The organism is Methanobrevibacter sp., from assembly GCF_045646045.1.
Classification (GTDB): domain Archaea; phylum Methanobacteriota; class Methanobacteria; order Methanobacteriales; family Methanobacteriaceae; genus Methanocatella.
This window is the reverse complement of the sequence record NZ_JAZRJY010000005.1, coordinates 71,740-87,278: the sequence shown is the minus strand read 5'-3', so window position 1 is coordinate 87,278 and position 15,539 is coordinate 71,740. Positions and strand designations below refer to the sequence as shown.

The following is a 15,539-nucleotide window of genomic DNA, read 5'->3' as shown; positions in this document are numbered from 1 at the left end:
TTTATGTTTTGTATAGAGTGCGGAAGCGAAGATAAGCAGATGGTAGGAGAAATCTGCATTGACTGTTTTTTAAAGGATTTTCAGATGATTGAAATTCCTAAAAGCATAAATGTAGAAATATGTAGCCATTGCAACAGCAGATTGGAAGAAGGAAAATGGAGTGAATCTTATCTTCCCGAAGATGAAATAATCTATCGTGCATTGGAAAGAAATATAAAAATCAATGACCTTGTTGAAAATGAAGAAATCAACCTCGAAATTGACCAAATTAAAGGTACAATAGCTAATTGTTTTGTCGAAGTAGTCGGTGAAGTTTATGGAGTTTCAATTGATGAAACCCACGATACAGAAGTTAGAATTAAAAAAACTGTTTGTCCACCATGCAGTAAAATGCAGTCAGGATATTATGAAACAGTAATTCAGTTTAGAGCAGATAATCGTGAAATAAAAGCTGAAGAGTATGAAAAAGCCGATGAAATAGTAGCAAGAACTCTGGATAAACAGGCAAAAGTTGACAAATTAGCATATTGTCCACAAATTGCAAAACTTAAAGAAGGTTATGATTATTATATTGGATCTTTTAAAACTGGACGCAAAGTGGCAGAAGCACTGAAAGATGAATTTGGCGGAGTCATTAAGGAATCACCTAGACTTATAAGTGAAGATAAATCCACCGGAAAAGGCCTTTATAGAATTTGGATTTCAGTCAGAATCCCTGAATTTGAAAAAGACGACATAATAAAATTTGAAGATAAGATAATTCAAGTTTCAGATATTGATAAAAATAGAGTTGTTGGATTAGATATTAAAACAAGCAAAAAACAAAACATTCCATTGAAGAATATGGATGATATTAAACTCGTTAAAAAAGCAGATGAGATAGAAACCACAACCATAATATCAATGTCTCCAAGAATAATTCAAATATTAGATCCAAGTGACTATTCTGCTGTCGATTTGGAAATGCAGGATGAATTTAATGATTATAATATTGGTGATGAAATCAAAATTATCAAAATTGAAAATTACATTTACTTAATCAAGTGATAAAATGAATATTGAAGAAAAAATTCAGTTAATCGAAGAAGGAACTCTAGAAGTTATAGACACAGAAGAATTAAAAGAAGTTCTTAAAAAAGACCATCCTATAGCTTATACTGGTTATGAACCTTCAGGAAGAATCCATTTAGGACATGCAGTAACTGTACAAAAGCTTAAGACCTTACAAAAGTTAGGGTTTAAAATTAAAATATTGCTTGCAGATTATCACGCATTTTTAAATGGAAAAGGAACAGTTGAAGAGATTACAGAAACTGCAGAGTACAATAAAAAATGTTTCCAGGCATTAGGGCTTGACGAAACAACCGAATATATTTTAGGCTCATCATTCCAATTGGAAAGTGATTATGCAAATAAAATTTATCAATTAGCTACATTAACTACATTAAAAAGAGCAAGAAGAAGTATGGATCAGGTAAGTCGTGCAGATGATAATCCTAAAGTAGCTAGTGTAATTTACCCACTTATGCAAACTGTCGATATGGCTGCTCTTGAAGTGGATGTTGCATTAGGCGGTATGGAACAGAGAAAAATCCAAATGTTGGCACGTGAAAACCTCGAAAAAATAGGTGAAAATGTTCCTGTCTGTATCCACACACCATTATTACACGGACTTGACGGTGATGCTAAAATGTCTTCAAGCAAAGGCAATTATATTGCAGTAGACGATTCTGTTAAAGAAATCACCAAAAAAATCAATAAAAGTTACTGCCCACAAGGAGAAATTGAAGGAAATCCAATGATTGAAATTGCAGAAACTTTTGTTTATCCAAATCAAGATACATTACTTATTAAAAGACCTGAAAAATTCGGTGGAGATATCGAATTAACTAAAGAAGAATTACTTAAAGACTTTAGTGAAGGCAACCTACATCCAATGGATTTAAAAAATGGAATTAAAGATTTCTTAATTGAATTCTTTGCACCAGTAAGAGAATACATGGAGGAAAATTAAATGGAAGAACAAGAAGAATACCAAATGGGCTTACCAAATGGTGTTGGGGAAGCTATGCTTGCACACACAATAGAAAAATTTGATGTGAAACTCGAACATGGAGAATATGGACCAAAACTTATTGGTTCATATGAAGAACTTGAAAAAGCAAAACAATTCTTGGCAGATGCTATTGCTGAGAGATTAAAAGAATTAGAAGGATAATTTCCTTCAATTTTACTATTTTTAAAAAATCTATAAAATACAGTCTTTGCACAGTCCAACATGGGGTGCTACAGCTTTTTTAATATCAGATGAAACCTTATTAATGCCATTATTTGCATCAATGATTTCGTGATTAAATTCTTTAATGATTTCCAAATAATTGGCCTTAACTCCAGTTAAAAAATCCTCATTTTCAAATTCATCTTCACCAGATGTCCTTGCAACAGATGTTTTAACATCCAAATCCAGAAGCAAAACTAAATCCGGCTTTTTTGCATATTTATTGAGTTCATGAATCCATTCGGCAGGTTCCTGATATGCCAAACTTGAAATAAATGACCTATCAGATATGATAACCTTTTTATCATCAGATAACTTATCCATTATTAACATTCTGTCTGCTGCAAAAAGTAATCCCAATGTTTTTTGAACCTTATCAGTTTCAGCATCAGGTCTTTGCAGAATTTTTCTTATTAATTTACCCACTTCAGAATCGGTTGGCTCAACCAATGTTTCAACAATCAATCCATTATCTTCCAGCCATTCTTTCAACAATTGGATTTGAGTGGATTTTCCAGCACCGTCAATTCCTTCAAAAACTATATACATAGAATTAACTTTAGTTAAAATATTATTTAAAATATAACAATTAACTTCATTTTTAAATAATACAAAAGACAAATCTTTAAGTGCTAAAAATTATTAAGGTGTAAATAAAAAATGGTTTTATCAGAATTATTAGCTCCAGCAGGTTCTTATGAAGTGCTGGTAATTGCAGTTAATGCAGGTGCTGATGCAGTTTATTTTGCAGGTCAGAATTATGGTGCTAGAGCTTTTGCAAAAAATTTTACAATGGAAGAAATTGAAAAAGCAGTCAATTATGCTCATTTAAATAATGTTAAAGTTCATGTTACCGTAAATACATTAATCAACAATTTTGAAATCTTAAATGTAATCGATTATCTATTCAAATTATATCAGATTGGTGTTGATGCTGTTATCGTGCAGGATTTCGGGTTAATACAGTTATTAAAGAAATTGATTCCCGATTTAGAAGTTCATGCATCTACCCAAATGGCTTTAAGCAATTATAGCGCAATGAAATGGGCCTGGGAAAATAACATTAAAAGAATTGTTCTTCCAAGGGAAAAAAACATTCAGGAAATTAAAGCAATCCATGATCAATTAAAGAAAGAGAATATTGATTTGGAACTTGAAGCCTTTGGTCATGGCGCACTGTGTTACTGTGTATCAGGTAATTGCTATATGTCTTCATACAACAGCGGAAGAAGTGGAAACCGTGGAGCCTGTGCACAACCATGCCGAAGAGAATATCGTCTAAAATACAGAGGATATAATGTTGGAAACGGATTTTTGCTCTCAACTCATGACCTTGCGACTTACAATAACATTCAGGCAATATCAGATGCTGGAGTAACTTCCCTTAAATTGGAAGGAAGAATGAAATCCGGAGACTATATCGGAACCATAGTTAATAGCTACAGAAACATTATTGATGGAAATCCTGGAGATTGGGAAAAAGACCTGCACCTTGTTTTCAACAGGCAGTTTACCAATGGATATATAATGAATGACAAACCCGGCCAAGTAATGGGAAGAGGCAGTTCAGGGCATGAAGGATTATATATAGGCGATATAACAAACATCGACGGGACAAAAGTTACCATTGAAATTAAAAACAAGGACATTCCAGTAATTTTAGAAAAAGGCGACGGCATAGCATTTAAATATAATGGAAAAATCAAGGGCATATATCTTGAAAAGATTATAAAGCAGGATGAAAATGAAATCATTATTGATACTACACGTCTTGTAAAAGTCGGAACAGAAGTTTTCATTAGCTATTCTGCAAAGACACATGAAAGCCTGAAGCAATTTAAAAATGAAACAATCAAAAGTAAAATCCCAATTAATGTTACTTTTAACTTCCAGAAGGATTTAACTGCAAATATTAAAGTCGAATATTATATGGACAATGAATTAATTAATTTCAGACATAAAGGAATTGCAAGATTTGAAGAGGCTAAAAACAGGCCAATTACAAAAGAATCAATAATTGTTCAACTTGAAAAAACTGGTGGAACACCATTTTATATGGAAAAGATTACTTTCAATGATATGCCGGACAATTTATTTATCCCAATTAGCGGATTGAATAAAATTAGAAGAGAAATTTTAGATAAAGCACAGGAATTACTTTTAAACCATTTTACCCCAACAAAAAAATCCGTAAAAGCAACAAGAAAATTGATTGAAGAATTTAAAAGCAATTATGAAAAATATGAAAATAAAACAAATACAAAAGCCAAATTATCCCTTTTTGCTAACGATTTAGACCAAGTTAGAGCAGCAAATGGCTTTGACTTAAAAAGAATTTATTTGGATGTTAACTGCTCATATAACAACAAAAAAGATTATTATTTAAACATAAAAGATATTTTAAAAGAAGCTATTCAAATTGCACCCGAAATTGAAATTGTTTGGGTTTTATCATCATTCATTAACGAATATGAATTAATTAAAGCTAATGAAATAATTAAAGAATTGGAAAATGAAGGATACATGATATCCGTTATGATTGATTCCCCAGGAATGGAGAAAATATTTGATTGTCCAATTTATGGAAACCATAACTTAAATATATGGAATTCTTATGCTGTTGAAAGCTTATCAAAATATAAGGGATTAATTTTATCTTCAGAGCTTTCAGGACGTGAAATTAAAGAAATTACCAGAAAGAATTACATTAAAAATACCGATTTGGAAATGATAATACATGGTAATCTGGAAGTCATTGTAAGTCGTGACGATTTTACAAACTTAAATGATGGACGGGACTTTATTATTTCAAATAATGCGGAATATGCAACATTAGAAGATAAAAAAAGAAAAAAATTCAAATATAAAGTATTTTTTGATTACAATAAACAAAGCCATATTTTAAACAAGGATTGTTTATGCTTAATTGAAGAGATGAACGATATTAAAAGCCTTAATTTAGATAATTTGATTGTTGACTGCAGATATTCAAACGAAAAATACACCAAACAAATCTTATCAATTTATAATGATAGTTTAAGTGATATTAGCGATGAAAAATTATCCGAATTCAAATATGAAATAATGGATTTCTCACAATCATATATAAATAAAGGAAATTACATTGAAGGAAGGTTACATGAAGATTCCTGAATTACTTGCACCTGTCGGATCAATGGAACATTTAAGAATTGCAATTAATGCCGGTGCCAGTTCCGTTTATTTGTCTGGAAAAAATTATGGTGCAAGAAAGTTTGCCCAAAACTTTACTCTATATGAAATACACAAAGCAGTAAAGATTGCACACCTGCATAATGTACGTGTTTATGTTACTGTCAATACATTAATTAAAGAACAGGAACTTGAAAGTGTCTTGAATTATCTAAATGAGTTATATGCAATTGGTGTTGATGCAGTTTTAATTCAGGATTTAGGATTAATAGAACTGATTAACAAACACATTCCAAAACTTAAAATTCATGCTTCAACCCAACTAACCTGTGAAAATCAGAGAAAAATAGATTATCTTGAAAGTAAAAATGTTAAAAGAGTAGTTCTTCCACGTGAAATGAGAAAAGAAGAAATTGAAGCATTAAAAACAAGTATGGAACTTGAAATCTTTGCTCATGGTGCGCTATGCTATTCATATTCCGGACAATGCCTAATGAGCAGCTTTAAAGGTGGAAGAAGTGGAAACAGAGGAACTTGTGCACAGCCATGCAGACAAAAATACAAATTAAACAGAAAGAAAGATTACTACTTATCACCAAAAGATTTATGTTTATATGATGAATTGAAAGAAATAGCTGAATTAAATATAAAATGCATTAAAATTGAAGGAAGAATGCGTTCAAAAGAATATTTGGGCATTGTTATAAGCGAATATAGGAAAGCTTTAAACAAACTAAAAAGCAACAAGACTTCAAAAACGGAAATGCTTAATCTGGTTTTCAACAGAGGATTTACAAAAGGACAATTCGCCAACACTTATCAAAGAAGCATAAGACCAGGTCATTTAGGTTTAAAAATAGGTAAAGTGATTGATGTTAAAAATTCACAAATTGCAATTAAAGTTGATGATAATATCAAAACAATACCTGAAAAAGGCGATGGATTATTGTTTATTAAGAAAAGTGATGATTACGGAATGGAAATATCACAAAATCCAATCATAACCACATTAAATCATTTTAAGAAAAATAAATTTAAACAAATAAAAGACATGACAAGACCAGATAAAGTTTTAATCATTAAAAAAGTTCGTCAGAACAAGAAAAATAACTTTAAACTGGAAAGCAGTGATGTTTATCTTACAAAAAGAAATTCACTTACAAAATTAGTTAAGGAAATAGAAAATAAAGGATCCAGTTTTGTTAAGTCCAAATTAATTTTAACATTTTCACTTAAAAATAAATATCCTCAACTGAAAGGACGTTTGACTTTAGCAAATCATAAGGAAGTGACCTATAAAGTAACAGGAACTGTAAAATTTGAAACTCCATTAAAAAGAAATGTTACTCAGAAAACAATTGAAAAACAACTGTCTAAACTAGACAATTATCCATTTCAAATTACACAAATTAATATGAATTATGATGGCAGCCTATTTATTCCAATTAAAGAGATTAATAAATTACGAAGAGAACTGCTTGAAGGTTTAGAAGCTGAAATCCATAAATTATATGAAAATAAAAAAGAAAAAATCACATTTAAACAAAATCCGCAGAATAGAAGTGAAAAAATTTCACTATCATATTATACAAATAATTTAGATGATTTGGAATTGATTAACGGTGTTGAAAGAGTTTATTTAGAAATACCGCCAAATGACAGCATTAACTTTATGGTTAATTTCCTAAAAAAAGCAGTTGAAACAACATATGCTAAAGATTATGAGCTTATATGGAAATGGCCAGATATTGCGCATGATGACCTAATCAAATCACTGAATAAGGTTAGAGGCATTCTGAATAAAATGGGCTATCAGTTAAAAATAATGTCAAATGATTTCAAAGGAGATTATGGACCTTATTCAATGAACATTACAAATAGCGAATCCATAAACTCTCTAAAAAATTATGAATTACTTACAATATCTCCAGAACTTAGAAAAAGGGATTATGAAGGAATTATAAAAAACTGCAAAGACAATAGCAAAATAGAACTTTTAGTTCAAGGATCTGTTGAGTTAATGAAAACAAGATATGGATTTAAGGAAAATATTGGTAATGAAAGTTCAATTGAGAATGGAAATGACAAATATCCTATAAAATACAGTTTATCCGGAGAAGAATTGATTATCTTTAATAGCGAAGACCTGTCACTGATTGATGAAATAGAGCATTTAGCATCAATAGGTTATATTAACTTTTCAATTGATGGGCGTTATAAAAATAAAGATTATATTAAAATTATTGATTTATATAAAGATATTTTAAACGGTAAAAAGGTAAATAAAAAAATTTTTAGAAATTCAACAAAAGGCAATTACTCTTCAAATGCTCTAGGCAAATAACTAATTATATATACATATTAAATAATCATTAAGGGTTTGGTTTAAATGGAAGGAGACTTACATACATTGCAAGAAATAAAAGGCATAGGAGATAAAATCTCCGAAAAAATAATAAGAAGTGTTGGAGGAGAAGAAGAACTCCAAAAGATAATTGATGAAGTTGATGTAGAAAGAATCATAAATATTGATGGAATTAGCCAGAGAAAAGCAATTCAAATAATGAATCAATTATTGGATAACGACAATTATGAATTTATGAAAAGTGACAGAGCTTTAGAAATATACGAAGACATCATTAATAAGATTTTAGCCTATTCAAATACATCATATTCCAAAAACAGAATACTTTTATTATCTCCTTCAAAAGACATGGATAAAATCAAAAATCAAGTTCGAATCGTAATGGATGCCAAAAAAGAAGTATCTCAAATGCCAATAATTAAATTGAGAGGCTTAATGAAAAATTTAAAAGAACTTGAAGAACCTAAAGCCGAATATGATGCAAGCAAAGTCATTTTAGTTGAAAGTGAAGAAGATAATTCTTATCTAACCGATTTAGGCCTTAACCAATATTACCCAATCATTACTGCAAGCGACTCACCTTTGCTCCAAGAGGAATTGATGAATTATGATTTAATATTTTACGTTTATTCACAGGGAATACTTGATTTTGAAGGAATGCCAAACTTAATCATGATTAACATAGACGAAAATGATTATGAAATTGTTCCAGAAAAAATTATAAACTTTTTTACACAAAATCAAGAGATTTTCCAAAGAGTTCATGAAATCCAAAAAATCAGAAACAAAGAAAGTGTTCTTGGAGACATAATTCCAATTATTGATGAATTGAATATTGTTGACAAGCAGGAAGTGGATATTGACGAACTTGTTAATTCACTTAAATATGAGATGGATGAAGAGCTTGAAAAGTCAATTAAAAATGTTGATCTTGAAGGAGATGAAATACTCAACTTATTAAATAATAATTTCCCGCCAAAGATTAGTAAAATATTTGACGACATTATAAGTAAACGTAAGGCAATTATCAAGGACAAAACAGGAATGGATTTTGATCCATACCTTCGAAAATATCCTATTGAAATTGACGAACAAGAAATACAAAGAGTGAAACTGGAACGTTCATCCAAAAAAGAAAATGATATTTTCGACATTAAAAAAAGTGCTGCAATACAACTAAATTCAATAAAACAAAAAGCAATAGAAGAAGTTAAAGACGTGATTATGTTTGATTATGAATTTTCACTTGGAAGTTTTGCATTCGAATATGATCTGGTGGAGCCGGAATTCGGCGAAGATATTAAATTAAAAGGAGCACTTCACTTAGACTTATCACTTAAAAAAGAGGATGCAAATATTCAAAAAATTGATTATGAACTAACACGAAAAGAAAACGTTGCGCTTCTAACCGGAGCAAATAGTGGTGGTAAAACAACACTTCTAGAAACTCTAACCCAAATATCCATAATGGCTCAAATGGGGCTACCTGTAAGTGCTGATGCATGTGAAATAAAATTATTTGATGAAATTTATCACTTTTCCAAAAAAAGATCACTTGATGCAGGAGCATTTGAATCCTTTTTAAATGTATTTATTCCAATAGTAACAACAGACAGTGAAAAATTAGTTTTACTGGATGAACTTGAAGGAATAACAGAACTTGAAGCAGCTGTTAAAATCATTTCAACATTCATAGATATGATTAAAGAATCAAATTCCTATGGAATAATTGTAACCCATATGGCAAGGGAATTAATGAACTATACAGACATTCGAGTAGACGGTATTGAAGCAAAAGGATTAGATGAAAACTATAATCTAATAGTGGATAGAACCCCAAAAATGAATTTCCTTGCAAAAAGTACACCCGAATTAATTTTAAAAAGAATATATGAAAAATCAGATGATGAACTAAAAGCAGTATATGCAAGAATATTGGAAAAATTCTAAATACTATATGGTACATAGATTTTAGTAATGAAAGTTCAGAACAAATCAAAAAATTCAGATATTCAAAGAATTAATCAAATATATAAAGTTCTTAAAAAAAATGATTTTGGATATTTAATAGAAGAAAACACTTTTTTTAAAACATTTCCTTTTCTTAGAAATCGAAAAATAAATAAAGACGCTGAACTACCTGATACAACAATCCCAATAAGAATAAGAAAAGTATTGGAGGAACTAGGTCCGGCATATATTAAATTAGGACAAATGTTATCAACAAGGCCGGATTTAGTTGGACTGGAAATATCTGAAGAATTGCAAAAATTAAGGGATAGAACACCTATTACTGATTTTAGTGAAATTAAAGAAGTGATAGAATCTGAATTAGGACTTCCCTTAGATAAAATTTACACAGACATTGATGAAATACCGATTGGTTCAGCTTCAATAGGACAAGTTCATACTGCCATATTAAAAGAAAACGGTCAAAGAGTAGCCATTAAAGTTCAAAAGCCAAACACTGAAGAAACAATAAAAAGTGATTTAAGAATAATGAAATTTTTAGCAGTACGAAGTGACAGATACCTGAATAAAACAAAAGTTTACAATTTACCTGCAATCATTTTGGAGTTCGAAAAATCAATTTTAAAAGAAATAAATTTCTTGGAAGAAGTAAGAAATATGGAAGTTCTTGCAACCAACTTTAAAACAATACCTTACATACATATTCCCGAACCCTATATTCAGTATTGTTCAGGAAAAGTAATAACAATGGAATTTATTGATGGAAAACAATTATCTGAAGTTATTGAAGATAATACCGACAAATACAATAAAAAATTAATAGCTAAAAGAGGAATGGATTCCTACTTTAAACAAGTAATGGTCGATGGGTTTTTCCATGCTGATCCCCACCCAGGAAACATAATCGTTTTAGATAAAAATAAAATCTGTTATGTTGATATGGGAATGATGGGAATTCTAGATGATACATTTAAAGAAAATCTAGCAGAACTTATCTTATTATTAATTAACGGTAATACAGACAATATTATCAACCAATTAATTTATATGGACATAATCACCCCATCACAAAATACGCCCGAATTAAAGGCAGATATTAATGACTTAATGAAAAAATATTATGGAACAAAATTAAAAAATGTAAATGGAAGCATTGAAGATTTACTGGATGCAATGGTAAAAAATAATGTAGTATTGCCAAGAGAATTCGTAATGATTGCAAGAGGATTGGCATTAATTGAAGAAAGTGGTAAAAAATTAAATCCTGAGTTTGATACGGCAGAAGAACTTAAAGGATTAGCTAAAAAAATAATTTTACACAAAGCATCTCCAAAAAGATTATTTAAACTAGGATCAAATTATATTCTTGAAATAGGACACTTAGCAAAAAACCTCCCAAACACTGTTAATAACACCTTATCAAAATTGGAAGACGGTGAAATAACAATAAAACTAAAACACGAAGGAATAATGGAAATATCAAAACAAATAACGACTGCAATAGTTATGGCAGCATTAATTGTGGGATCTTCTCTTGCATTATTTGCAGATAAAGGCCCGACAATATTAAATATTCCTATTTTAGGATTAATAGGTTATGTAATAAGTTTTGCATTAGGAATATACCTGGTAGTTCAATATATAATGTTTGACATGGATTAATTATCAAATAGATATGTTTGAACTGAAATTATCATTTTAATCAAAAAAATTTTCAATCAATCAATAGTGTGTTCCATTTGAGTTGGGAAAATCAACCTATATGCAGTACCATTATCCTGTTTAATTAGACTTACATTTCCTCCCAACTGTTTGGTTAAACTTTTAATTATTTCACAGCCTAAATTTTTACTTATATTGTCTGTATCTTTAATGCCTACACCATTATCTTTTATTATTAGCTCACCAGCATTATTGCCAATATTTCTTATTTCTTTAGTTATTTTATGGTTTGAGGACGTTTTATCAGGAAATGCGTGTTTAATAGCATTCATAGTTATTTCATCAATAATCAGAAGCAGAGGAGTAATAACTTCAATAGACAATTCCAAATCCTCATCAACATATGTTTCAAACTCAATTTGTTCAGGAATATCAACCACATTTATTGTCTGCACATCATGGTCAATCAAATAATCTTTCAAATTAATATTTTTAAAATCATGAGAGTTATAAGTCTTTTCATGAAGTAATGCAAGTGAATTTAAACGTGTTTGCATATGATTAATAATTAACTCAGGATTATTTCTGTATGCTCTTCTTTCAAGGTTTAAAAAACTGTTTAAAATTTGCAGGTTGTTTTTAACTCGGTGATGAATTTCTTTAATTAAAATCAATCTGTTTTCATTTGATGCTATCAACTGTTCCTGTTTAAGTCTTTCTTCAGTAATATCCGTTAAAAAACCAAGGCTGTGGATTGTATTTCCATATTCAAAACGTTCAATATACAAATCAACGATTTTTCTATTGTTTGGATTTCCACCAACATAATAACAAAAAGTTTCATCAATATTATTAATTTCACCATCAATCAATTTTTCCAAACGTTGAACTACACTTTTATCAGTTATATTTTTAAGAATATCCCTTGAATGATTATATTCTTCATAATCTTTCTCAATAATATAATAAAAACCTTTTGAGAACTTAAATTGTTTAATATTTAAAGGTTCAATCAACAAAGCCAATTTAGTGCTGTTTTTAAAGCCATCTAATAAGAAATCAACCGGTTTAGTGAGATCATTACTGGAATACTGGGTTATGTCATTTATCATACCCTGGCGAATGACCATTCCGGTTTCATCAAAATAAGAATAAACATTAACTTCTAAAACTTTTAAAGTACCGTCTTTAGTTGTAATACGAATAACCTCATCACATTGTGCAGTATCCTTATTTGTGATATCAAAAATTTTATTTACAATGTGCTTATCTTCAGGTATTACCAAATCAAAAACAATATTGAAATAATCATCAGATTCTTCTTTTGCACGGTTTATAATGTTATATATACCCTGTGACCATGTGTATTTTCCATTGATATTATAATAACTGCCCGTTTGAGAGAAATTTTCGATTATATCATTTTTATCTTCATCAAAATCCCTATACTCCAAATCAACACGGTTGCTTGTCTTTGTATCAATATTATTAGTAGTTACAAAAATTTTTCCCATATCAAAAAGTATTTTGGCAGTGCTTAATTTGGATAATTTATTTTTATGATAATACACGAACCTTATATCTTTTGTAACATGATTTTTATAGACATCAACAAATTCATCATGTAAAATTTCATAAAATAATGGTGATAATTTACTTAATAATCTTCCTTTTACATCATCAGGAGTGCAATTATATTTATCAAGAGTAAAATTCCCTATACTTTGGATAATAAAATCTTTACCCTCTTCATAAGGAATAAAACAATGAATTTCAACAGAAATACTGTTTATAAGTTCTTGAAATGCTAAATCTTCAATATCAAACTCTTTAGGCGAAGGAGTATAAAAATCTTTTTGGCTAGCATTAAAAATACGAATTTCATCAATACCTTCCAAATGCCTATGTTCTTTTTCTATCTTCATATCACACCAATAATATAAATAAAATATTATATTTAATAATATATTGTTAATTATATTTAAATTAAATCCCGATAATCATGATTATAAAACCATCAATTAAAAGAAAGGAACAATTGAATAGACAGTAATCAACACCACTACAGTCAATAATACTATAGCTCCAAGAGGAACTTTTTTCCAGGCAAGTCCCGCTGCTACAACCGCACCAATCAAACCAATATACCATAACTGATTGTCAACGGTCAATACTCCAGGACATATTAATGCCGCAAGAGCAGTATATGGGATTAAATTCAAAAATTTTTCAGCCTTTGGAGGAAAATCAAGCTTATCAATAAACAAAACAGGAATTAATCTTGGAATGAATGTTACAACGGCACAGCCCAAAATCACCAATGTAATATAATCCATTATACATCACCTGAAAGAAAATATTCATCATCTATAATATACATTCCAATTCCAGCCCCAACTAATGTTGAAACTATTAAAGCCCAATTTCCTAAAAATTGAGATAATACTATGTTTAAAACTGCAGTTATTAATACTAAAGCCGCAATTTGCTTTGAATCCTTAACAGCAGGAACCAAAATAGCTACAAACAATGCATATAATGAAATATTGAAACTGTTTGTAACAATTACTGGAAGAATATCAAGTAAAACAACACCAATACCCGCACCCAAACACCAGCTTAACCATGCAGTGATAGCAATTCCAAGATATATCCAAATTGAAGAATCTTCTGAAAGCGAAAACATTGCAAATGATTCATCAACAGTAACATGTGCTGCTAAAACATTCAATCCAAAATTAGATTCTTCAACCTGATTTAAAACACATGTTGACATTACAAAATATCTTAAATTTACAACAAAGTTTGTTAATATTATTGCTATTGCTGTTGCACCTGAAAGTGCCATTGATGCTGCAATAATTTGTCCCGCACCGGCATAAACAAGAAATGACATGGATACTGTTTGCAATGGAGTAAATCCTGCCTTCATTGCAATTGCAGCATACCCAATACCCATCGGAACATAACCCAATGTAATCGGAATGCTTTTTTTAGCACCATCAATAAATTTAGATTTCCTAGAAATAATAAACGACTCCCAATAAAAATTTAATTAATTATTTAACCAAAAATCATCATTTCAACAATAAATATAATTCAAATATCTTAAATAATTATCTATACTTAATATCTATTAAATTTAATATTTATCCATATCTACTAAAGATATTTGTCAGACACATTCAAAAATAATTAGGAAATTTAATATTATAGCTACTTTACCGTCAAAACGTTTATCAGGATTATTGAAAATTGAATAGAACCTGTCGATTATTGATTAAAAGTCCATATTAATATTAAACTAAGTTATACTGGAATTAATAATTGCAATATACATAGAAAGGCAATTTTAATATAATAAAAATATTAAATTATTATATACTTTACTTAAATAATAGATGATTTTTATGGTTGGATTTTCTGTTGAATTAGCAATTGTTGATTTTCTGGTTCCCATCATATTTTCATGTTCTTTCATGATTTTGAAAAATAATCTGAAATCCAAAATGGAAAAAAAGTTTTATTCCTTTTTTGTTATAGGAATGTCAATGTCTTTAGTCATGGGATTTATAATACCGACATATAAACTAATAGTAGGATTAGGTTTTTTAAATTTTACTCCTCCAGGTTATTTAGTAGTCATTACAGGCATTGGTCTTTTAATTGCAGGAATTTCTCTGTTTATTAATGTATTTAAAGAAGAAGATTTGAGTAAATGGTGTGGTGCAGGATTAATACTCCCAATTGCTTATTTAAACATGATATGGATAATATTAGGAGTAGTTGGTGAAGCACTTATTTATATTTCTTTAATTAAAATATCAAAAGAAAATAATTTAAAAAAACCAATAATCTTTCTAATTATTTCATTCTGTTTTATAATACTAATGGGAATGTGTGGATCTCTTCAAAACATAAATTCTGCGTTAACTCATTGGATATTGGAAATAGAAAATGTTTGCACACAAATTTTCTTGCTTTTAGCAATACGAAATATTTTCCCTAAAAAAAGGAGTCTGTAAAATTTTACAGACTCAAAAAAATAAATGCCATTAATATTCCTTATTCCAAAGTCAAAATGCAATGAAT

12 protein-coding genes are annotated in these 15,539 nt (G+C 29.5%); 8 read left to right on the top strand and 4 right to left on the bottom strand.

What is annotated here, in order from left to right:
• The first annotated feature begins 3 nt into the window (after positions 1-3).
• Genes ACKI5C_RS00265 through ACKI5C_RS00255 form a run of 3 tightly spaced genes read left to right on the top strand, consistent with a single transcriptional unit; the run spans position 4 to position 2,218 of the window.
• A complete protein-coding gene (locus tag ACKI5C_RS00265; protein ID WP_407430863.1) occupies positions 4-1,047 on the top strand; it encodes a 60S ribosomal export protein NMD3 in 1,044 nt (347 codons plus the stop codon).
• Between the two features lie 4 nt (positions 1,048-1,051).
• On the top strand, positions 1,052-2,014 hold the full coding sequence (locus ACKI5C_RS00260) for a tyrosine--tRNA ligase (protein WP_407430861.1): 963 nt from the start codon (positions 1,052-1,054) through the stop codon (positions 2,012-2,014).
• Positions 2,015-2,218, top strand: a complete 204-nt coding sequence (locus ACKI5C_RS00255) for a hypothetical protein (protein WP_296795883.1) — start codon at positions 2,015-2,017, stop codon at positions 2,216-2,218. It begins immediately after the preceding gene.
• 30 nt (positions 2,219-2,248) lie between these two features.
• On the opposite strand, the gene tmk is transcribed toward ACKI5C_RS00255, so the two are convergent.
• Positions 2,249-2,827 (bottom strand): dTMP kinase, encoded by a 579-nt coding sequence (gene tmk, locus ACKI5C_RS00250; protein WP_407430858.1) that lies wholly within the window; start codon positions 2,825-2,827, stop codon positions 2,249-2,251.
• Between the two features lie 111 nt (positions 2,828-2,938).
• Here tmk and ACKI5C_RS00245 point away from each other — a divergent pair, with 111 nt between their 5' ends.
• From ACKI5C_RS00245 to ACKI5C_RS00230, 4 genes are read left to right on the top strand one after another with little or no spacing between them, the layout of a single operon-like run.
• Positions 2,939-5,431, top strand: a complete 2,493-nt coding sequence (locus ACKI5C_RS00245; RefSeq protein WP_407430856.1) for a DUF3656 domain-containing protein — start codon at positions 2,939-2,941, stop codon at positions 5,429-5,431.
• The gene (locus ACKI5C_RS00240) at positions 5,418-7,793 is read left to right on the top strand and encodes a DUF3656 domain-containing protein (RefSeq protein ID WP_407430854.1); all 2,376 of its coding nucleotides are present in this window, start codon (positions 5,418-5,420) and stop codon (positions 7,791-7,793) included. Before ACKI5C_RS00245 ends, ACKI5C_RS00240 begins: the two co-directional genes overlap by 14 nt.
• A 45-nt stretch (positions 7,794-7,838) precedes the next feature.
• On the top strand, positions 7,839-9,764 hold the full coding sequence (locus ACKI5C_RS00235) for a MutS-related protein (RefSeq protein WP_407430852.1): 1,926 nt from the start codon (positions 7,839-7,841) through the stop codon (positions 9,762-9,764).
• Between the two features lie 27 nt (positions 9,765-9,791).
• Positions 9,792-11,447, top strand: a complete 1,656-nt coding sequence (locus ACKI5C_RS00230) for an ABC1 kinase family protein (protein WP_407430850.1) — start codon at positions 9,792-9,794, stop codon at positions 11,445-11,447.
• A 56-nt stretch (positions 11,448-11,503) separates the two neighbouring features.
• On the opposite strand, the gene ACKI5C_RS00225 is transcribed toward ACKI5C_RS00230, so the two are convergent.
• The 3 genes from ACKI5C_RS00225 to ACKI5C_RS00215 all read right to left on the bottom strand — a co-directional run bounded on the left by ACKI5C_RS00225 (position 11,504) and on the right by ACKI5C_RS00215 (position 14,421).
• The gene (locus ACKI5C_RS00225; RefSeq protein WP_407430848.1) at positions 11,504-13,372 is read right to left on the bottom strand and encodes a histidine kinase dimerization/phosphoacceptor domain -containing protein; all 1,869 of its coding nucleotides are present in this window, start codon (positions 13,370-13,372) and stop codon (positions 11,504-11,506) included.
• 96 nt (positions 13,373-13,468) lie between these two features.
• A complete protein-coding gene (locus ACKI5C_RS00220) occupies positions 13,469-13,783 on the bottom strand; it encodes an AzlD domain-containing protein (protein ID WP_407430846.1) in 315 nt (104 codons plus the stop codon).
• Entirely contained in the window at positions 13,783-14,421 is a 639-nt protein-coding gene (locus tag ACKI5C_RS00215; RefSeq protein ID WP_407430844.1) for an AzlC family ABC transporter permease, read from the bottom strand. The genes ACKI5C_RS00220 and ACKI5C_RS00215 overlap by 1 nt, the downstream gene beginning before the upstream one ends.
• Positions 14,422-14,857: 436 nt before the next feature.
• Here ACKI5C_RS00215 and ACKI5C_RS00210 point away from each other — a divergent pair, with 436 nt between their 5' ends.
• Positions 14,858-15,472: a hypothetical protein gene (locus tag ACKI5C_RS00210; RefSeq protein ID WP_407430842.1), complete on the top strand. Its 615-nt coding sequence runs from the start codon at positions 14,858-14,860 to the stop codon at positions 15,470-15,472.
• Positions 15,473-15,539: the final 67 nt, after the last annotated feature.